17 protein-coding genes and 1 riboswitch are annotated in these 20,278 nt (G+C 69.5%); of the genes, 8 read left to right on the plus strand and 9 right to left on the minus strand.

The window, feature by feature from the left end:
* Positions 1 to 114: 114 nt before the first annotated feature.
* The 5 genes from H7290_RS14440 to cobN all read right to left on the minus strand — a co-directional run bounded on the left by H7290_RS14440 (position 115) and on the right by cobN (position 8,283).
* A complete protein-coding gene (locus H7290_RS14440; protein WP_290514716.1) occupies positions 115 to 1,164 on the minus strand; it encodes an ABC transporter ATP-binding protein in 1,050 nt (349 codons plus the stop codon).
* Positions 1,161 to 2,702 carry an iron ABC transporter permease gene (locus tag H7290_RS14445; RefSeq protein ID WP_290514717.1) on the minus strand — a complete coding sequence of 514 codons (1,542 nt, stop codon included), beginning with the start codon at positions 2,700 to 2,702 and terminating at the stop codon, positions 1,161 to 1,163. The genes H7290_RS14440 and H7290_RS14445 overlap by 4 nt, the downstream gene beginning before the upstream one ends.
* A gap of 14 nt (positions 2,703 to 2,716) precedes the next feature.
* Positions 2,717 to 3,730: an iron ABC transporter substrate-binding protein gene (locus H7290_RS14450; protein ID WP_290514718.1), complete on the minus strand. Its 1,014-nt coding sequence runs from the start codon at positions 3,728 to 3,730 to the stop codon at positions 2,717 to 2,719.
* A 139-nt stretch (positions 3,731 to 3,869) separates the two neighbouring features.
* Entirely contained in the window at positions 3,870 to 4,622 is a 753-nt protein-coding gene (gene cobF, locus H7290_RS14455; protein WP_290514719.1) for a precorrin-6A synthase (deacetylating), read from the minus strand.
* A gap of 13 nt (positions 4,623 to 4,635) precedes the next feature.
* Positions 4,636 to 8,283: a cobaltochelatase subunit CobN gene (gene cobN, locus H7290_RS14460; RefSeq protein ID WP_290514720.1), complete on the minus strand. Its 3,648-nt coding sequence runs from the start codon at positions 8,281 to 8,283 to the stop codon at positions 4,636 to 4,638.
* Between the two features lie 297 nt (positions 8,284 to 8,580).
* On the opposite strand from cobN, the gene H7290_RS14465 reads away from it, so the two are divergent.
* Genes H7290_RS14465 through H7290_RS14475 form a run of 3 tightly spaced genes read left to right on the plus strand, consistent with a single transcriptional unit; the run spans position 8,581 to position 11,749 of the window.
* Positions 8,581 to 9,564, plus strand: a complete 984-nt coding sequence (locus tag H7290_RS14465) for a nitrite reductase (protein WP_290514721.1) — start codon at positions 8,581 to 8,583, stop codon at positions 9,562 to 9,564.
* Positions 9,561 to 10,211, plus strand: coding sequence for a precorrin-8X methylmutase (locus tag H7290_RS14470; RefSeq protein WP_290514722.1), 651 nt, complete (start codon positions 9,561 to 9,563; stop codon positions 10,209 to 10,211). Before H7290_RS14465 ends, H7290_RS14470 begins: the two co-directional genes overlap by 4 nt.
* Entirely contained in the window at positions 10,208 to 11,749 is a 1,542-nt protein-coding gene (locus tag H7290_RS14475) for a precorrin-2 C(20)-methyltransferase (protein WP_290514723.1), read from the plus strand. The genes H7290_RS14470 and H7290_RS14475 overlap by 4 nt, the downstream gene beginning before the upstream one ends.
* 20 nt (positions 11,750 to 11,769) lie before the next feature.
* Here H7290_RS14475 and H7290_RS14480 read toward each other — a convergent pair whose 3' ends face one another.
* The gene (locus tag H7290_RS14480; RefSeq protein WP_290514724.1) at positions 11,770 to 12,807 is read right to left on the minus strand and encodes an NADP-dependent oxidoreductase; all 1,038 of its coding nucleotides are present in this window, start codon (positions 12,805 to 12,807) and stop codon (positions 11,770 to 11,772) included.
* 56 nt (positions 12,808 to 12,863) lie between these two features.
* Here H7290_RS14480 and H7290_RS14485 point away from each other — a divergent pair, with 56 nt between their 5' ends.
* From H7290_RS14485 to ligD, 3 genes are read left to right on the plus strand one after another with little or no spacing between them, the layout of a single operon-like run.
* The gene (locus tag H7290_RS14485) at positions 12,864 to 13,688 is read left to right on the plus strand and encodes a MarR family transcriptional regulator (protein WP_290514725.1); all 825 of its coding nucleotides are present in this window, start codon (positions 12,864 to 12,866) and stop codon (positions 13,686 to 13,688) included.
* 16 nt (positions 13,689 to 13,704) lie between these two features.
* A complete protein-coding gene (locus H7290_RS14490) occupies positions 13,705 to 14,511 on the plus strand; it encodes a hypothetical protein (RefSeq protein WP_290514726.1) in 807 nt (268 codons plus the stop codon).
* Positions 14,512 to 14,565: 54 nt separating this feature from the next.
* On the plus strand, positions 14,566 to 15,531 hold the full coding sequence (gene ligD / locus H7290_RS14495) for a non-homologous end-joining DNA ligase (protein ID WP_290514727.1): 966 nt from the start codon (positions 14,566 to 14,568) through the stop codon (positions 15,529 to 15,531).
* 103 nt (positions 15,532 to 15,634) lie between these two features.
* Here ligD and H7290_RS14500 read toward each other — a convergent pair whose 3' ends face one another.
* Complete coding sequence (locus tag H7290_RS14500) at positions 15,635 to 16,072, minus strand: organic hydroperoxide resistance protein (protein WP_290514728.1); 438 nt, start codon at positions 16,070 to 16,072, stop codon at positions 15,635 to 15,637.
* Between the two features lie 95 nt (positions 16,073 to 16,167).
* Between H7290_RS14500 and H7290_RS14505 the strand changes: the two genes are divergently transcribed.
* Positions 16,168 to 16,737 carry a TetR/AcrR family transcriptional regulator gene (locus tag H7290_RS14505; RefSeq protein ID WP_290514729.1) on the plus strand — a complete coding sequence of 190 codons (570 nt, stop codon included), beginning with the start codon at positions 16,168 to 16,170 and terminating at the stop codon, positions 16,735 to 16,737.
* A gap of 20 nt (positions 16,738 to 16,757) precedes the next feature.
* On the opposite strand, the gene cobM is transcribed toward H7290_RS14505, so the two are convergent.
* The gene (gene cobM, locus H7290_RS14510; RefSeq protein WP_290514730.1) at positions 16,758 to 17,513 is read right to left on the minus strand and encodes a precorrin-4 C(11)-methyltransferase; all 756 of its coding nucleotides are present in this window, start codon (positions 17,511 to 17,513) and stop codon (positions 16,758 to 16,760) included.
* The gene (gene cbiE / locus H7290_RS14515) at positions 17,510 to 18,724 is read right to left on the minus strand and encodes a precorrin-6y C5,15-methyltransferase (decarboxylating) subunit CbiE (protein ID WP_290514731.1); all 1,215 of its coding nucleotides are present in this window, start codon (positions 18,722 to 18,724) and stop codon (positions 17,510 to 17,512) included. Before cbiE ends, cobM begins: the two co-directional genes overlap by 4 nt.
* A gap of 18 nt (positions 18,725 to 18,742) precedes the next feature.
* Positions 18,743 to 18,887: riboswitch (cobalamin riboswitch) on the plus strand.
* Between the two features lie 45 nt (positions 18,888 to 18,932).
* On the opposite strand from cbiE, the gene H7290_RS14520 reads away from it, so the two are divergent.
* The coding region (locus H7290_RS14520) for an ATP-binding protein (RefSeq protein WP_290514732.1) at positions 18,933 to 20,278 on the plus strand (1,346 nt) is incomplete at its 3' end.

A 20,278-nucleotide genomic window follows, 5' to 3' on the forward strand; every position in this document is an offset into this window, starting at 1 on the left:
GGGCGGCGTCGACGCGGTCGCCGACCTCCGCAAAGGTCAGGGTGCTGTCGGTCGTGATGAGTGCCGGACGGTTGCCGTGCTCCCGGAGGGTCGAGAAGGCGTTGCGGGTCGTGATCATGAGGGGTGCTCCTCGGCGAACACCGCAACGTCGCCCCGGACGCTCACGCCTACGACGTCTCCGATCCTTGGCAGATCCCTGCCGAGCACGCGGGCGTCCAGCTCCAGGCAGTTGTCGACCAGCCTGAGCCGCACAGTTGCGTCGTGACCGAAGAAGGCGACATCCTCGACCCGAGCCTTCGGCCCCACCGCACACGACCGGTCGAGCACGACCTGCTCAGGCCGGACGAGGATCTTCACGGCCCCCTGCGGTCCGCCCGGTCTGACCTCGTGCGCACCCAGGGGACTCTTGGCTGTACCGCCTGCGACCATCGCCGGTAGGACGACGACACTCCCGACGAACGACGCGATAGCCGGGTCGGCAGGTTGGCGGTACAGGTCGATCGGCGTGGCCAGCTGCGCGACCCGCCCGTCGCGCATCACGGCGACCCGGTCGGCCAGCGCCAGTGCCTCATCCTGGTCATGAGTCACCAGGATCGCCGTGGCGCCCGCAGCACGAAGCGCCCGTACGACCGCCTTGCCGGTCTCGACCCGAAGCCCCGCGTCGAGCGACGAGAACGGTTCGTCCAACAACACCATGGACGGTCGCGGGGCGAGAGCGCGCGCAAGCGCGACGCGCTGCTGCTGGCCACCCGAGAGCTCGTGCGGGTGGCGACTCTTGAGCACGGGATCGAGGCCGACCAGGGCCATCATCGCGTCGACGTCGAAGCCACGGCCGGCCTTGCCGCGAATCCCGAAAGCGATGTTGGAAGCAGCATCGAGGTGCGGGAAGAGGGCACCTTCCTGCGGGACGTACCCGATGCCCCGTCGCTGTGGGGCGATGCCGCGACCGTTGGTGACGAGGGGGTTGCCGTCGAGCGTGACCGACCCGCCGTCTGCGTCGAGAAATCCGGCAATGATGCGTAGCAGTGTCGTCTTGCCACCGCCGGAAGGGCCGAGTGTGGCAACGATCGACCCGGCGGCAATCTCGAGGTCAATGCCGTCGAGCACCCGGTTGTCACCGAATGACTTGGTGATCCCCGAGACCACGAGCCCGTCTCCGCTCATGTCATGACCTTCGACGATGGGCGCTGGCTCAGCAGGTAGGTCGCCGGGAGTGAGATCAGGACCATCAGCAGCGCATATGGTGCCGCCGCTCCGTAGGCGACGGAAGATGAGTTGACCCAGAACTCGGTCGCGAGGGTCGACGTGCCGATTGGCGACAGCAGCAGCGTCGCTGTCAGCTCTGTCGTCACAGCGAGAAACACCAACGCTCCTCCAGCGCCGATGCCGGGTGCGAGGAGCGGCAGCGTGACCCGCCTGGCCGTCGCCAGCCGGCTCAATCCCAGGCCGTGCGCGACGTCCTCAAGCACCGGCGGAGGCTGCTCGGCCGCGGACCTCACGCTGACCAGGGCCCGCGGGAGGAACATGATCGCGTACGCGGCGATGAGTAGCACATATGTCTGGTAGATCCCGGGAAAGTAGTTGATCGACACGGTGACGAGGGCCAGCGCCACGACGATTCCGGGCAGCGCGTTGGCGACATAGGCGCTGCGCTCGATCGTGGTCGAGGTTCGTGTCCGGAACCGCACCGAGAGCCAGGCGACCGGCACCGAGAGGACGACGGTCACCAGGGCGGCAAGAAGTCCCAGTCCGATGGAGGTGCCGGCGGCTGAGAGGATCTCGCCAAGCGGGAAGGCCGTGGACGACCCGACGACGAGCCAGTGGATCAGGCTGTAGATCGGCACTCCCAAAGATGCCGCAGACAGGCCGACCAGCAGCAGGAGCACGGGAACACGCAAGCCGCCGAGGTGTACGGGACTTGCGTGCCGCTTTGCTCCGCTGCCGACACGCGCCAGCCGGGGGTCGGAGCGCAGGCGCAGGTCGGCCATCAGGAGAAGGAGGCAACACAGCACGAGGACTCCCGCGATCACGTTGGCTCCGGCGCTGTTGAACGACGACTTGTACTGGTCGTAGATCGCCGTGGTGAAGGTCGGGAAGCGAAGCATCTGGAGCGCGCCGAACTCCGACAGCATGTGCAGACCCACGAGCAGCGCTCCACCGATCATCGCCGGTCGGAGCTGGGGAAGGACGACACGCACGAAGGTCCCTCCCGGGCCGAGCCCGAGCGAGCGGGCGACCTCCTCCATCGCCGGATCGAGTCCGCGCAGCATCGCGGCGGTCGGGAGGTAGACGAGCGGGAAGTACGACAGCGTCACGATCAGCAAGGCTCCGATGTAGCCCTCGGCGTCGGGCGTCAGCGAGGCCCATCCGGAGCTGTTGACGAAGGCGGGAATTGCGAGAGGTGCAGCGGCGAGGACGTGCCAAAGATTGCGGCCCGGGACGTCCGTGCGCTCGACGACCCAGGCGCAGCTGACCCCGAGGATGAGGCTCAGCAGGCAGCCACCGAACACGAGGCGCGACGTGTTCCAGAGCAGCTCACCCATTCGCGGTCGGACGAGTAGGTCCCACACCTCCTGGCCCCCGAGCGAGGTGGCGTACACGACGAGGTAGCCGAGCGGGATGAGCGCGAACGCTGCCACCGCTGCCGAGACGACGAGGAGGGAAGTCGGAGCGGCGCTTCGCCTTCCCTGCCGTCGTGCCACGAGTAGCGCGTTGATCAGAGGAACCCGGCGTCCTGGAGCATCGAGATCACTTCGGGCCCGTTGAGCGAGGAGAGGTCGACGGTCGGCGGGTCGAGCTCGGACAGCGGCTTGACGTCGCGGCCGAGGTCCACCGCCGGGTTCAGCGGGTACTCCAGCGCGTAACTGTCCGCGAGGGCCTTCTGGCCTTCCTCGCCGGCTAGGAATGCGACGAATTTCTGCGCATCGGTCTGGTTGTCACTCGCCTTGAGGACACCGGCGCCCGAGACGCTGAGGAAGGCGCCCGGATCTTCGTCGCCGAAGAAGTGCAGGGCCGATTCGTTGCTGTTCCCGCCCGACTCCTCCTGGTCGCGGTACCAGTAGTAGTGGTAGATCACGCCGGTGTCAATCGTCCCGGCGTTGACCTCCTTGAGCACGACGTTGTTGCCCTGGTAGACCGTGCCGTTGGCCTTGAGCCCATTGATCCATTCCCTGGTCGCCGCGTCTCCCTTGAGCTTGAGCACGGCACTGACGATGGCCTGGAAGTCGGCGCCGGTCGGGGAGAACGACACCTTGCCCTTCCACTTCGGGTCCGCGAGATCGAGCAAAGAGTCAGGCAAGTCGCCCTTGGTCACCTTGGAGGTGTTGTAGACCAGGACAGTCGAGCGAGCGGTGAACCCCATCCACTCGCCGCTCTTGGCCTCGTACTGCGCCGGGACGAGATCGAGCGTTGTGGCGTCGAGCTTGCTGAAGAGCCCCTTGCTCTCAACCAGCGACATCGCGGGTGAGTTCTCGGTCAGGAACACATCGGCGGGAGACGCGTCGCCCTCCTGGACGAGTTGATTGGCAAGCTCGAAGTCGCTGCCATTGCGGAGCTTCACCTCGATTCCGGTCTTCTTGGTGAACGCCGGTGCCAGCTCTTCGAGCAGCTCTTCGTGCTGAGCGTTGTAGACCGTGATCGAAGAATCCTCGTCGCCTGCGCCCCCGCATGCGGACAAGACGGCAAGAGTCAGCGCCGTAGCCATCGCAGCGGGCAAAGATGTGAGTCGCACGTCGGTTCTCCTCAGGTCAGGTATGCCTTACCTTAGGGGATGACGGATGTCGCTTCTCAGGGGACCCTCACCGGACACCACGACACCTCCAAGCCACCACCAGCCCTCCCCAGGCCACACCAAAGGCAGCAAGTCGATGTCAGGGCTTGCGCAGCAGGTACACGTCCATGACCCATCCGGCGACGGACTTCACCTCGGCGCGCTGGGTCAGGATCTGATCGAGGACGTCGCCCACAGCACCGTTGACGAGTCGCTCGTCCTTCGTGCCCAGGTTGGTGCCCCACCAGATCTGCCACTCCTCGAGCCCGGTGAGCTCGAGGCGCGCGTTGAGCATCACGAGAATGTTGTCGGCACCGGCTTCGACGGCCTCGCGCAGACGCCGGCCCGTGGTGACGAGTATCGGCTGACCGATGCCGTGCAGCACGATCCGGTGCCGGGCAGCCAGCATCTGGAGGCTCGAGATGCCGGGAATGACGTCCCACACGGCCTCTACTTTGCCGCGGGCGAGCACCTTCTCGACGATGCGAATGGTCGAGTCGTAGAAGGCCGGGTCACCCCACACCAAAAATCCGACGTCACCCTCGTGGTCAAGGATCGCTCGCTCGAACACCTCGGCGCGCGCGTCGTGCCAGTCGATGACTGCCCGGTCGTAGTCGGTCGCTGTCGTTGTCGACGACGTGGTGCGGTCGCGCTCCGGGTCTCGCACGGCGACGACCGGTGGCACGACATCGAGGTGGCGCGTGAGCAGCGCCTCGCGGGCGGCGAGCAGCGGGTCGTGCCCACCCTTGTCGGCCGTGATGAAGAAGTCGACCGACCGCATCGCAGCGATGGCCTCCACCGTCACCTGGTCGGGGTGGCCCGCGCCGATACCGATGACCCGGATGAGCCTCACAGCACCGCCATCGTCAGGAGTCGCGATCCTCGAGGTCGCCCTCGACATCGAGGTAGACCTGCTGCATCGCGGCCAGCACGTCCGCGTCGGGCTCGGCCCAGAGGTCGCGGTCGACTGCCTCGTTGAGCTTCTCGATGATGCCCCGGAGCGCCCACGGGTTGGCCCGCTTCATGAACGCCTGGTTGGTCTCGTCGAGCACGTACTCCTTGGCGACTGTGTCGTACATCCAGTCGTGGACGACTCCCGTCGTGGCATCGAAGCCGAACAGGTAGTCGACCGTGGCCGCGAGCTCGAAGGCGCCCTTGTAGCCGTGGCGCTGCATCGCCCCGATCCAGCGCGGGTTGACGACGCGCGCGCGGAACACGCGGGTGGTCTCCTCCTGCAGCGAGCGTGTGCGCACCGCGTCGGGCGTCGTGGAGTCGCCGACGTAGGCCTTGGGTTCGACGCCGGTGAGCGCGCGCACCGTCGCGACCATGCCGCCGTGGTACTGGAAGTAGTCGTCAGAGTCGATGATGTCGTGCTCGCGGGTGTCGATGTTCTTGGCGGCGACGGCGATGCGGCGGTAGTTGGCGCGCATGTCGTCGGCAGCCGGTGCACCGTCGAGGTCGCGGCCGTAGGCGAACCCACCCCACGCGGTGTAGACCTCGGCAAGGTCGTTGTCGTCGCGCCAGTTGCCGGCCTCGATGACCTGCAGGATGCCCGCACCGTACGACCCGGGCTTGGAGCCGAAGATGCGAGTCGTCGCCCGCCGCTCGTCGCCGTGCTCGGCGAGGTCGCGTTGGGCGTGCGCACGGACGTAGTTCTGCTCGTCGGTCTCGTCGAGTGCAGCGACTTGCTGGATCGCGTCGTCGAGGATGCCGATGACGTGCGGGAACGCGTCGCGGAAGAATCCCGAGATGCGCACCGTGACGTCGATGCGGGGTCGGCCGAGCTCGGCGAGCGGGATGACCGTCAGCCCGTTGACACGCCGCGACGCCTCGTCCCACTCGGGCTGCACGCCGATCAGTGCGAGGACCTCGGCGATGTCGTCCCCCGATGTCCGCATCGCCGACGTCCCCCACACCGAGAGGCCGACAGATCGGGGGTAGTCGCCGGTGTCGGAGAGGTGTCGCTCGATGAGTGAGTCGGCCATCGAGCGGCCGGTCTCCCACGCGAGCCTCGACGGCACAGCCTTGGGGTCGACGGTGTAGAAGTTGCGGCCCGTCGGCAGCACGTTGACGAGCCCGCGCAGGGGTGACCCCGAGGGGCCAGCAGGGATGAAGCCACCCTCGAGGGCGTGCAGCACGGCGTCGAGCTCGTCGGACGTCTTGGCCAACCGGGGCACGACCTCGTCGGCGGCGAATCGCAGGATGCTCACGACGGCCGGGTCGTCGTGCAGCGTTGCCGCGACACTGGCGTCCCAGGCACCGTCCTGCATGGCTCCGTCCTCCATCGCCTGGACGAGCGCCTTGGCCTGCGTCTCGGTGGCGTCGACTGCGCCCAGCTGCTCGGCACCCTCCTTGAGCCCGAGTGCTGCGCGGAGGCCGGGCAGCGAGCCGGTGTCACCGCCCCAGATCTGGGTGGCGCGCAGTATCGCGAGCACCAGGTTGACCCGCTGCTCACCCTCCGGAGCCTGCCCGAGCACGTGCAGGCCGTCGCGGATCTGCGCGTCCTTGACCTCACAGAGCCACCCGTCGACGTGCAGGATGAAGTCGTCGAACGCCTCGTCGTCGGGACGCTCCTCCAGGCCCAGGTCCTGATGCATCTGGGCGGCCTTCATGAGCGTCCAGATCTGCGCACGGATGGCGGGCAGCTTGGCCGGGTCCATCGCGGCGATGTTGGCGTACTCGTCGAGCAGCTGCTCGAGCCTCGCGATGTCGCCGTACGACTCTGCCCTCGCCATCGGCGGGATGAGGTGGTCGATGATGGTGGCGTGGGCACGACGCTTGGCCTGCGCCCCCTCGCCGGGATCGTTGATCAGGAACGGGTAGATCAGCGGCATGTTGCCGATCGCGGCGTCGGTGGCACACGCCGCCGAGAGTGCCGCGTTCTTTCCCGGCAACCACTCCATCGAGCCGTGCTTGCCCAGGTGGACGACGGCATGCGCGCCCCAGCCCCCGCGCTCGGGGCGGTTCTCGAGCCAGCGATAGGCCGCGAGGTAGTGGTGCGATGGCGCCATGTCGGGGTCGTGGTAGATCGCGACGGGATTCTCACCGAACCCGCGCGGGGGCTGGATCAGGATGACCAGGTTGCCCGCGGTGATCGTGGCGAGCACGATCTCCTTGCCGTCGTGGGAGGACTCCGTCACGAAGAGCTCGCCCGGTGCCTGACCCCACGCCGCGGTCATGGACTCCTTGAGGGCAGGGTCGAAGCCGTCGAACCACTCGGCGTACCTGGCGGCCGGGATGCGGACGTGACTGTCGGTGAGCTGCGCGCTGGTGAGCCATTCCTCGTCCTGCCCACCGGCCGCGATGAGCGCGTGGATCAGCGCGTTGCCACTCGTCGTGTCGGGCTCCTCGCCCTCGACCGGCGGCATCGGCTCGAGGCCGGGGATGTCTCCGGGCTCGCCGAGGTCGTAGCCGGCGTCGCGCATGGCTCGCAGCAGCCGGATCGCGGACACGGGGGTGTCGAGGCCGACGGCGTTGCCGACCCGGCTGTGCTTCGTGGGGTAGGCCGACAGCATGATGGCGACCCTGCGGTCGGCCGGGGCGATGTGGCGCAGTCGGGCGTGGGCGACGGCGATGCCGGCCACACGGGTGCAGCGCTCGGCGTCGGCGACGTAGCGCGGGAGCCCGTCCTGGTCGATCTCCTTGAACGAGAACGGCGCGGTGATGATGCGCCCGTCGAACTCCGGGATGGCGATCTGGTTGGCCGAGTCGAGCGGGGTGACGCCCTCGTCGGACCCCAGCCAGTCATCACGGCTCGAGGTCAGGCAGAGGCCTTGCAGGATCGGGATGTCGAGTGCCTTCATGCGTTCGACGCCCCACGCCTCGTCGTCGCCGCCGGCGCTGACGGTGCCGGGCTTGGTGCCGCCGGCTGCGAGCACGGTGACGATCAGGGCGTCGAGGTTGCCCAGCTCGGTGAACAGGGCGTCGGGCGCGGCTCGCAGCGACGAGGAGAAGATCGGCACGCCGACCGCCTCGCCGGTGGCATCGATGGCATCGGCGAGCTGGTGCGCGAACCCGCTGTTGCCACTGGCCTCGTGTGCTCGGTAGAACAGCACGCCCACACGTGGCAGGTCGGACTCGACGGTTGTGCGCGCTGCGAGGCCCCAGTCGGGCAGCACCGCCGGCGGCTCGAATCCCTCGCCCGTCAGGAGCACGGTGTCGGACAGGAAGGCGTGCATCTGCGCGAGGTTGGCCGGCCCACCCTCGGCGAGGTAGACGTGCGCGTCGGCCGCGATACCGATCGGGACGGTCGACTGCTCCATCAGCTCGGCGTTCGGCGTCTGCTCACCACCGAGGACCACCATGGGCTTGCCGGTGGCGCGGATGCGTTCGAAGCCGGAGCACAGATCTTGGGGCGACCCCAGGATGCGGGCCACGACGAGGTCGGCGGCCTCGATGGCGTCGGCCATCTGGTGACTCGGACGGGCCGGGTTGGCGTACAGGTAGTCGGCGCCCGAGGCTCGGGCCGACAGCAGGTCGGTGTCCGACGTGGACAGCAGAGCAATGCGCGTCATGTTCCTCCTCGGGGTTCTCGCCCGTGTGGTCGGCTTCTCCCACGCACAGTGTCTGGCTGGCCTGTCGGCGTCACAGTGGCGGAACCGCTCCGGAGTTGTCACCGGGTTCCTGCGGCGTGGAAGTTGTCGTCAGCCTACCGGTCGGAGATGGCCGTCGTCCCGTCCGCGCTGGGAGTGACGCTCTTGTGGTCCATGACGGCGTGTCGCCTCAACAACGTCACCGCCAGCGCGGGGGATGGGACGGGAAGCTCGGCCGCGGGTAGCTCGGGTGACAGGTCGACCTGAGATGATGTGCCCGTGAGCGCCCGTACGTACGCCGACCGTTGCCCCGGAGTGCTTCGACCGTGGATCGCCGACGACGGCGCGATCGTACGTCTGCGACTCGTTGGAGGGGTCGTCCCGGCTACGACGTTGCGCGCGCTGATCGACATCGCGGAGCGCTGGGCAGACGGCACCATCCTGCTGACCAAACGCACCAACCTGCAGCTGCGGGGCATCGCCCACGAGGAGGGCGCCGTGCCTGACGCGCTGGTCGATGCGCTCACCCAGGCGGGGCTGCTGCCTTCGCAGAGCCACGAGCTCGTGCGCAACATCATGGTGTCGCCGCTCACCGGTCGGGCTGGCGGACGTGCCGACCTGCGGCCCGTCGCGATCGAGCTCGATCGCCTGCTGTGCGCCGACGCCGATCTGGCCGGGCTGGCCGGGCGGTTCCTGTTCGTCCTCGACGACGGCCGGGGCGATGTGTCGTCGCGGGCGCTCGATGTCGGGCTCATGGCAGTCGAGTCAGATGCTGCCCAGCTGCGCATCGGATCGCATCGGTGGGGCGAGGTGGCACCCCTCGACGAGGCGCCGAAGGCGTTGGCTGCCCTCGCCAGCAGATTCCTGCAGCTGAACGGCGAGGGGGCCACGGCGTTGTGGCACGCCGATGAGCTCAGCGACGACCGCGCCGTCGCGCTCGGCGGCCACCACGCCCGCGACCTCCGCACCCAGGTCCGAAGCTTTCCGCCGGCGTTCGGCATCATCGCGCAGGACGACGGGCGCTTCGCCGATCACGTCGCCGTGACCGACGGGCTGCTCACGCGTGCGGTCGCCGACGACCTGCTGGCACGCGCCGGTGACGAGCTGGTCGTGACGCCGTGGCACGGCATCGTCGTCCCCGACCTGGACAGGGCCGATCTGGACAGCACGGCCCTGGCGAACACAGCCCTGGGCAACACTGCCCTCGGCAACGCTGCCCTGGGCGACACCGCCTTGAACGACACAGCCCCGGAGAAGGCATGACCCTCGAACGTCCCACTCGACACTTCGACTACGTCGACGATGGCTCGGCGATCTATGCCGACTCGTTCGCGACGATCCGGGCGGAGGCCGACCTGTCGCACCTGCCGGCCGATGCCGAGAAGGTCGCCGTGCGCATGGTGCACGCGTGCGGACAGATCGACCTGACCGCCGACCTGCAGGTCCACAACGGCTTGGTCACGGCAGCACGCGGCGCACTCCAGTCGGGCGCGCCGATCATCACCGACGCCACGATGGTCGCCGCCGGGGTCACCCGCGCGCGGCTCCCGAAGGACAACGACGTGCTGTGCTTCCTGCGCGACGAGAGGGTGCCGGGGCTCGCGGCTGCGTGGGGAACCACCCGGTCTGCGGCTGCGGTCTCGCTGTGGACCGACCATCTCGACGGGGCGGTCGCCGCCTTCGGCAACGCCCCCCCCGCGCTGTCGCACCTGCTCGAGATGCTGCTCGACGGTGCGCCGCGACCCGCCGCCATCGTGGGGATGCCGGTTGGGTTCATCGGTGCGGCCGAGTCGAAGGCGGCTCTCGAAGCGTTCTCCCTGGACATCCCGTTCATCACCGTCCACGGTCGCCGGGGCGGCTCCGCGATGGCTGCCTCCGCCCTCAACGCGCTGGCGCAGGAGAAGGAGTGACCGGCGGATCCGGCGCTGTCGACGCCGAACGCCTCTACGGGGTCGGCGTCGGGCCTGGCGACCCTGAGCTCATCACGCTCAAGGCCGCTCGTTTGATCGCCAACGCGGATGTCATCGCTTACCACGCCGGTGTCGGCAAGCAGTCGAACGCCCGGCGTATCGCTTCCTCGCTCATCCCGTCCAACGTCATCGAGGAAGAGCTTCGCTACCCCGTCACGACAGGCACCACGGACCATCCCGGTGGCTATGCCGGAGCCATGGCGCAGTTCTACGAGGAGTGCGACGCCCGACTGTCGGCCCACCTCGAGGCCGGCCGCACCGTCGTCATCCTGGCCGAGGGAGATCCCTTCTTCTACGGCTCGTACATGTACATGCACGACAGGCTCTCGGACAGGTTCGAGACCGAGGTCGTGCCGGGCATACCCGCGTTCGCCGCCGCGACCGCCGCCGTCGCGTCGCCCCTCGTGCGCCTGACCGACGTGCTCACGATCCTGCCCGGCACCCTGCCCGAGGCCGAGCTGGCCCGGCGGCTGGCCGACACCGATGGCGCCATCATCATGAAGCTCGGCCGCACCTTTCCCGCCGTCGTCTCCGCCCTGCGTCAGGCCGGCCGGCTCGATGGGGCTCCCTACGTCGAGCGGGCCTCGATGGCAGAGGAACGCTGGATGCCGGTGGCTGACGTCGACGCGACGTCGGGGCCCTACTTCTCGCTGATCGTCGTGCCCGGAGACACCAAGCCCGCGACCGTCCCGCCACCCTCGACGGGCGCCGCCTCCACCGCACCCACTGATGCCACCGCCGTCGCCGCCGCCGAGCTGCTGGTCGTCGGGATCGGCCCCGGGCCCGACCGATGGATCACACCCGAGGTCACCGCAGCGCTTGCAGACGTCCAGCACGTCGTCGGCTATGCGCCCTACGTCAACCGAGTGCCCCAACGCGAGGGGCTCACGCGCCATGCCTCAGGCAACACCGTCGAGGTCGACCGCGCCCGGATCGCCCTCGACCTGGCCCTCGGTGGCGAACGCGTCGCCGTGGTGTCAGGCGGGGACGCAGGCATCTTCGGCATGGCATCGGCGATCTTCGAGGCCGCCGCGGACGACGCCTACGCTGCCGTGCCGATCCGCGTCCTGCCGGGGCTGTCGGCGGTGCAGGTCGTCGCGGCCCGTGCCGGTGCACCCATCGGCGGCGACTTCGCGGTCATGAGCCTCTCCGACCGGCTCAAGCCGTGGGCCCTGATCGAGAAGCGTCTCCGCGCCGTCGCCGAGGCAGACCTCGTCCTGGCGATCTACAACCCGGCCTCGCGCTCGCGCACCACCCAGGTCGCCGACGCCCAGAAGCTGCTGCTCGAGCACCGCTCCCCCGACACCGTCGTCGTGATCGGACGTGACGTCGGCCGCGACGAGGAGTCGCTCACCGTGACGACCCTCGGCGAGCTCGACGCGTCGTCGATCGACATGAAGTGCCTGCTGATCATCGGTGCAAGCGGCACGTCCGTGACTGCCTCCGGTCAGGCCTGGACCCCCCGCTCATCCACCTGAGCCCCCGCAGCTGGGTCGGGTTAGCGAGTGGTGTCGTCGCCGACGCGCACCAGGAGCTTGCCGAAGTTCTTGCCCTTGAGCATCCCGAAGAATGCCTCCGGCGCGTTCTCGAGGCCGTCGACGATGTCTTCGCGGTAGCGCAGCTCGCCGTCGTCGATCCAGGTGGACACCTCGTTCTGGAAGTCCTTGTAGTGCGCCTTGGTGAACTCGTTCTGGATGAAGCCCCGGATCGTGAGGCTCTTGGACAGGATCGAGGTCATCAGCCGAACGGAGCGATCGGGCCCGTCGGGCGCCTCGGTCTCGTTGTAGTGGGCGACGAGGCCGCACACCGGCACCCGCGCGTACGTGTTGAGCCGAGGCAGCACCGCGTCCCACACCTGGCCGCCGACGTTCTCGAAGTAGACGTCAATGCCGTCCGGGGCGGCCGCCTTGAGGTCGTCCCTGAAGGTCGGCGAGCGGTGGTCGAGGGCTTCGTCGAAGCCCAGCTCCTGCAACCAGGCCACCTTGTCGGGGCCTCCGGCGATACCGACCGCGCGTGCACCCCTGAGCCGGGCGATCTGGCCGACGGCCGAGCCGACCGGTCCGGCGGCCGCCGCGACGACGACCGTCTCACCGGGCTGCGGCTTGCCGATCTCGAGCAGCCCCGCGTAGGCGGTGAAACCGGGCATGCCGAGCACCCCGACCGCCGTGGATATCGGTGCACGCTGCGGGTCGAGCTTTCGCACCAGACGTGCGGCCTGCACGCCGTGCGACTGCCAACCGAGGTGGCTGAGCACGATGTCGCCGGGCCGCAGCGAGTCATCGCGCGACTCCACGACCTCCGCGACGGTGCCACCCTCCATGACCGCGTTGAGCTCGGCGGGCGCGGCATACGACTTCGCGTCGTTCATCCGACCACGCATGTAGGGGTCGAGCGAAAGGTAGATCGTGCGGAGCAGCACCTCGCCCTCGGCCGGTTCCGGCATCGGCGCGGTCTCGAGCCGGAAGTTGTCGTGGGTCGGCTCGCCGTGCGGACGGGAAGCCAGGAGGACGCGGGTGTTGTGCGCTGGAGTACTCATCCCTTCGGACACTACCGAAGGTCGTCACCGTGACCGCGGTGGGCCAAACTGGTGGCATGACATTCTGGCGCTCGGTCGAGGCCATCCACGACGTCGTCTACTTCGCCCCCGACGCCGGGCGGCGTTTCGAGGCAGTCGGGCTCAAGGGCTACTGGATGGGCTACGTGGCCTCCCGGTCCGCCGCGCTCGGGACGCCCGCGCCGCAGGTCGTCACCGGCGCCTTTCACGGCTTCGCGCCGGCGCTGATCCGCCGCGCGCTGCCGGACGCGTGGTCGATGGCGACGCGCACCGACATCCTGGCGGCGAGGTACGACCTCGCCCGCGGCGCCCTCCGGCCCGCCCTCGACGGCCATGACGCCGACCATCTCGCCGCCGAGCTGATCGCCATCACGCGCGGTCTCGACTTCGCTGGCAAGACGTTGGCGGCAGCGCACGTCGCCCTTCCCGAGCCGGACGACGATGCGGGCAGGCTCTGGCACGCCGCCACCGCGATCCGCGAGTACCGCGGCGACTGCCACGTCGCAGTACTCACCGCCGCAGGCCTCGACGGGGCATCGGCCAACGCATTGGCCGTCGCCGCCGGGCTCGCGGCGGACGGCCAACGGGAGAGGCGCGGGTGGACGGAGGCGGAGTGGGCCGATGCCGTCGGACGTCTCGCGCAGCGCGGCTGGGTCAGGGCCGACGGGGCGATCACGGACGCCGGACGGGCGGCGCGCGGCCAGATTGAGGCCACGACCGACCGGGTGTGCGCGGCGGGCATCGATCGTGAGGCGACCGCGCGGATCATCACCGTCGAGGCCGGCCTGCTCACCGTCGCCAGGTCGATCGCCGACTCCGGCGCCGTCCTTTACCCGAACCCGACAGGCGTGCCGCGAGCGTAGGGGTCACACTGGCGCGATGACTGCACCCACCCCGTTCTGGCGCTCGGTCGAGTCGCTCAACAACGTCGTCTACCTCGTACCCGAGGCACGCACGCACTACGCCGCCATCGGGCTCAAGGGGTCGTGGATGGGCTACTTCGCCTCCCGCGCGGCACCCATGGGAGCGGTTTCCCCAGAGCTGGTCGTCGCGACGTTCCACGGATTCGCCCCCCACCTCGTGCACCGCGCGATCCCCGACGCCTGGCACCTCGCGACGCCCGCCGACATCCACGCGTCGCGCCTTGACCTGGCCCGCACGATCCTCGGACGCGCCGTCACCGGCGAGCAGGTCGCTCCGCTCGCCGACGCCCTCGCAGACATCGTCGAAGGGCTCGACTTCGCCGGCAAGCCGCTGGCTGCCGCGCACTCGCCGATGCCGTCACCCGAGGACGACCTCGGACGGTTCTGGCTCGCCGACGCCGTGATCCGCGAGTTCCGTGGCGACTGCCACGTCGCAGAGCTCGTCACCCGCGGACTCAACGGCGTCGACGCCAACGTTCTCAACGTCGCTGCGGGGCTGACCTTCCCGCAGCAGCAGGCCTTCCGTGGCTGGAACGACGAGGAGTGGGCAGCGGGCAAGGAGCGGCTGCTCGACCGGGACTGGCTCGATGACAAGGGCACCATCACGCAGGCGGGGGCCGCGGCGCGCACCGAGCTCGAAGAGGCGACCGACCGCACCTGTGCCGCCGGCATGTCGGACGAGGTGATCACCCGCGCCGCCGAGATCACCGACGCCATGCGCGACGTGGCCCGGGCGCTCCGGGCGTCGCTCAAGGAGTCCTGACGCCAGTCGCGGCAGATCCGTGCGCGCGTGGCGCAGACGCCATACGGTGAGGTCATGGCCAAGGCGTCGTCCCCCGCAGTGGAGATCGAGGTGGACGACAAGGTCGTGCGGCTCAGCAACCCCGATCGCGTCTACTTCCCCGACCACGGCTGGACGAAGCTCGACCTCGTGGAGTACTACCTTGCCGTCGGCGAGGGCATCGTCAACGCGCTGCGCGAGCGACCCTCCATGCTGCACCGTTTCCCTCAGGGCCTCGCCGGCCCCAAGGTGCACCAGAAGCGGGTGCCGTCGGGCGCACCACCCTGGTTGGAGACCGTGGAGGTGCACTTCCCACGCTACGACCGCACCGCCGACGAGCTCTGCGTGACGGAGCTGGCCGCCGTGGTCTGGGCCGTGCAGATGTCGACCGTCGAGTTCCACCCGTGGAACAGCCGTCGTGACGACGTCGAGAAGCCCGACGAGTGGCGCATCGACCTCGACCCCGGTGACGACTGCGACTTCTCGACGGTGCAGCGCGTCGCCCTCGTCGCCCGGGAGGTGCTCGACGAGCTGGGCGCCACCGGCTTCCCGAAGACGTCCGGCGGGTCCGGTCTGCACATCTACGTGCGCATCCCGCCCGACCACGGGTTCGGCGACGTGCGCCGAGCCGCGCTCAGCTTCGCCCGCGAGGTCGAGCGTCGCGCACCCGACGACGTCACCACCGCATGGTGGCGCAAGGACCGCGACCCCTCACGGGTCTTCGTCGACTACAACCAGAACGCCCGCGACCACACCATCGCCGCGGCCTACTCGGTGCGAGGATTCGCCGACGGACGGGTGTCGACACCGATCCGGTGGGACGAGGTCGCGGACGTCGACCCGCACGACTTCACGCTCGCCACCGTGCCCGCACGCTTCGCCGACCTCGGTGACCTGCACGGTGGCATCGACGACGCGGTCTTCGACCTGGCCCCGCTGCTGGAGTGGGCCGACCGGGACGAGCGCGACGGCGCCGAGCCCCCCGTCGATGCCGAGGAATGACCGGGGAACCCCACCCATCGCCTACACGTCACGACGCGGCATCGACACCGGAACGACGAGCACGGCCTGTCGTGCGGTGCCAGGTCGAACGTCTGGGCTCGGCTCAGCCGACCTCGACCTCGAGGGTCACCTCGACGTTGCCGCGAGTCGCGTTGGAGTAGGGGCAGACCTGGTGCGCGACCCCTACCGCTTTCTCGCCATCCTCCTGCGAGACACCGCCGCCGAGCTCGACGTGCAGCGTGACGGCCAGCTCGAACTGGCCGCTGCTCCCGGCCTTCGGCCCGATGCCGACCTCGGCGGTGACAGCAGAGTCGACGATCGTGACTCCGTGCACCCGGCTCGAGGCCTTGAGCGCGGAGTGGAAGCACGCGGCATAGCCGGCGGCGAAGAGCTGTTCGGGGTTGGTCGCACCCCCCGCGCCGCCCATCTCCGTGGGTGTGCGCACATCGGTGTCGATGAGTCCGTCGTTCGAGCGGACATGGCCGTTGCGGCCGTCCCCGTCAGAGGTGGCGACAGCGGTGTAGAGGATGCTTTCTGGCATGGCGTGCTCCTGTGAATCGACATAGACTGACTAGTACGTCTACATCGATCAAAGCACAACGACAAACCGGTCGCCAGGCTCGGGGAAGAGGCACCATGACCGTCATCGAGATGAAGCCAGTGCGTGAGCGCATCCTCGACACGGCCATGAACCGCTACTACGTCGACGGCATCCGCGCGGTGAGCGCCGATGCATTGATCGCGGAGGCCCGTGTCTCCAAGGCCACGTTCTACCGGCACTTCCCGCACAAGGACGACCTCGTGATCGCCTATCTCGAGCTGCAGTCGGCCACCGAGCAAGACAGCATCCAGGAGCAGCGTGCCGCTCATCCCGGCGATCCCGCGGCCGTCCTCACCTGGTACGCCGACACGATCGGCGCCTTCGGCTGCTCGCCCGGATTTCGGGGGTGCCCCTTCATCAACGCCGCCGCCGAGCTCTCCGACCCCGAGCACCGGGGCCGGAAGATCGTGGCAGAGCACCGGGCGTGGCTCACGGCGCAGGTCGCCGAGCTCCTTGCCGAGATGGGCATCGAAGATGCCGTACTGCGCGCCGATCACCTGATGATGCTGCGCGACGGCGCGATGGTTGCCGGCTACGTCGGGAGCGAGCCCGCAGACATCTCGTCCTCCCTCGTCGCTGCTGGCCGAACCCTCATCGCACGCTGACCCCGCCACCCGGCGGCGGGTCAGGAGGTGGTGGGGCGGACGCGCTTGGGGTCGTAGAGGTGCGACTCCGCCCCGCGCACGCCAGGGGCCAACGCCTTGCCGACCAGGATCACGGCTGCTTGACGCAGGCCAGCCGCCTCGACCTGGTCGGCCATGTCGCCGAGGGTGCCACGAAGGACGACCTCCGTCGGCTGGCTCGCGTCAGCCACCACGGCCACGGGGCAGTCGGCACCGTGCGTGACGGCCAGCTCGACCATCAGGGTTCGTGCGTGCCTGATCGCGAGGTGCAGCACCAGCGTCGCGCCGGTGGCAGCGAACCCGGCGAGCGCCTCACCAGACGGCATGGCGGTGGAGCGGGCCTGGGTGCGCGTCAGCACCACGGACTGCACGACCTCGGGCACTGTCAGCTCGGCACCCAGCAGTGCCGCGGCGGCGGCATAGGCGGGGACACCGGGTGTCACGTCCCACGGCACCCCGTGCGCGTCGAGCCGGCGCGCCTGTTCGTGCAGGGCGGAGTAGATCGACGGGTCGCCGGAGCACAGCCGCACGACCTCGAGCCCTGCAGCGTGTGCGTCCACGACTGCTGCGGTGATCTGGTCGAGGTCGAGGTGCTGGGTGTCGACGAGCCGGGCACCTTCGGGGCAGTGGGCCAGCACCGCGTCGTTGATGTAGGTGCCGGCGTAGACACACACGTCGGCGCGGTTGAGCAGCGCCACGGCGCGCAGCGTCAACAGGTCGGCGGCACCCGGGCCGGCGCCGACGAAGTGAACGGTCACGACTCGTCCTTCGTCACTGCCCACTGCGTGACGGCCCGCGACGGGGTCCAGCCCGTGAACGAGCCGATCGGCGACGCGTGCTCGACACGCAGCCGGGTCAGCTCACCACCCTGCGCGGAATAGCTGACCGCCAGCACTGCCTCAGTCTCGAGCGTGACGCCGTGGACCACGAGGCGTCCGCCGGGACGAAGCGCGGCCCAGCACGCGTCGATGACCCCAGGCTCCGTCGCGCCACCGCCGATGAAGATCGCGTGCGGCGCCTCCAGCCCGTCGAGGGCCTCCGGAGCGCGGCCCGTGACGACCCGGATCGCCGGCACACCGAGGGTCGCTGCGTTGGCAGCGATGCGTGCGGCCCTGTCCTCGCGCGCCTCGACCGCGATCGCGCGGCAGGTCGAGTGGGCGCGCATCCACTCCACCGCGACCGAGCCTGCACCCGCGCCGATGTCCCACAGCAGCTGTCCCGGCATCGGCGCGAGACGAGCGAGGGCCGACGCGCGCATGTCACGCTTGGTGATCTGGCCGTCGTGGTCGAAGGCATCGTCGGGAAGCCCGGCCACGAATCCGAGCGGCCTAGCCCCCGAGCTCACGAGCTCGACCGCGACGACATTGAGGTCGGGCGCCGCATGGTCGCCCCACACCGCGGCCACCCCGTCGATGCGCGCCTCGTGGTCGGAGCCGAGGTCGGCGAGCACCGTCATCGGGCTGGCCCCGTACCCCACCGCGGTGAGCAGTGCGGCCACCTCTCCGGGGGTGGAACCGTCTGAGGACAGGATCATCAGCCGCAGCCCTGGTGCGAGCGACCGTGCGACGAGGTGCGGATCGCGTCCGACGAGTGTGACGACCTCGGTTGACTCCGCCGACCAGCGCATCCGTGCACGAGCCAGCGCGACCGACGAGAGCGCGGGGACGACCGTCACCGACGCCTCACCGATCAGCTCGACGAGCGTCGTCGCAATACCCGACACCAGCGGGTCGCCCGAAGCCAGCGCCACCACCCGCGACCCGTCGAAGCGATCGAGCAGCGCGGGAAGCCCCTCCAGCAGCGGCGACGGCCAAGGCTCGCGGGTCTGTTCGGGCGCGTCGGGGAGCATCGCGAGGTGCCGCGGGCCGCCGAGCACGACCTCCGCGCCCTCGACCAGCTCGCGAGCGGAGGCGGTAAGGCCCGTCCAACCGTCCGCGCCGATGCCGACGACCGTGACCTGAGTGCTCATGGTGGGTCACGATATCGTTGCCGTCACAAGGCTCGAGGTGCCCCATACGCGCAAGCTGCGGGGAGAATCGAGAAGCCGGTGAAATTCCGGCACAGGGCCCGCTGCGGTGACCCAGGCCTAGACCTGGGAAGCCCGAAGACCGGCCTCGGGCCTCCACGGTGGGCGCAGCCGCGCTCGCCGCCGATGGCAGATCGAGCGGGAGCCCCACATGCCACAGCACTACCCTTTCAGTGCCGTCGTCGGTTCAGACGACATGGCGCTGGCCCTGACCCTCTCGACCATCTCGCCCGCCATCGGCGGTGTGCTCGTGCGTGGCGAGAAGGGCACTGCGAAGTCGACGATGGTGCGCGCGCTCGCCTCGGTGCTGCCGCCCATCGACGTTGTCGCCGGCGACCGCTTCTCGTCCGACCCCCTCGAGCCGAGCCCGCTCTCACCCGACGGACCGTTTGCCGCCGACGTCGACGTCGAGACCCGCGCGGTGCGGCTCGTCGAGCTGCCGGTCGGCGCGACCGAGGACCGCGTGCTCGGATCGTTGCACCTCGAGAAGGCGCTGTCCGAGGGCGTCACCGAGTACGAGCCGGGGCTGCTGGCCCGCGCGCATCGCGGCATCTTGTACGTCGACGAGGTCAACCTGCTGCACGACCATCTCGTCGACCTCCTGCTCGACGCCGCCGCGATGGGACGTTCGACGGTGGAGCGCGACGGCGTCTCGGTCGAGCACGCCGCCCGCTTCGTGCTGGTCGGCACCATGAACCCCGAGGAGGGCGAGCTCCGCCCTCAGCTGCTCGACCGGTTCGGGCTGACCGTCGAGGTCACCGCCCCCCGCGACCCCGCCTCGCGCGTCGAGGTCGTCCGCCGACGTCTCTCGTACGAGAGCAATCCAGAGGCGTTTGCGCGCAGGTTCGCCGATGATGAGGCGGCGCTCACCGATCGCATCCAGGCCGCCCAGAAGCTGGTCGACGAGGTCGACCTCGATGACTGGGCGCTGCTCAAGATCGCCGAGGTGTGCGCGGCGTTCGAGGTCGACGGCATGCGTGCCGACATCGTCACGGCCCGCGCCGCCGCCGCCCACGCTGCGTGGAACGGACGCACCAGCGTCGCCCGCGAGGACATCCGGGCCGCTGCACGTCTGGCCCTGCCGCACCGTCGCCGCCGCAACCCCTTCGACGCACCGGGCATCGACGAAGACCTGCTCGACCAGATCCTCGGGGACGATGAGCCGCCCAACCCACCAGAACCCCCGAGCCCCCACGAGGATCCCGAACCCCAGCCCACCGACCCGACCGACGCAACCGACCCGACCGACCCCACCGGCCCCCCCGACCAGGCCGACCCCGCCACCGACCCCGCTGGGAGTGACGGTGTTGATGCGACCCGGCGGGAGGAACCTCAAGAACGTCACTCCCAGCGGGAAGGTGAGGGAAGAGCTGAAGGTGGGGCCCCCCCCGACACCAGCGTCCCGTCGGCGCAGGAGCCGTACCGTCCCCGGCTGTTCCCCGTCGGGGGCACCGGTGCGGGCGAGCCGGGCCGACGATCGCGCGCGATCACCGAGAC

Source organism: Aeromicrobium sp., from assembly GCF_014378035.1.
In the GTDB taxonomy this organism is placed as follows: Bacteria; Actinomycetota; Actinomycetes; order Propionibacteriales; family Nocardioidaceae; genus Aeromicrobium.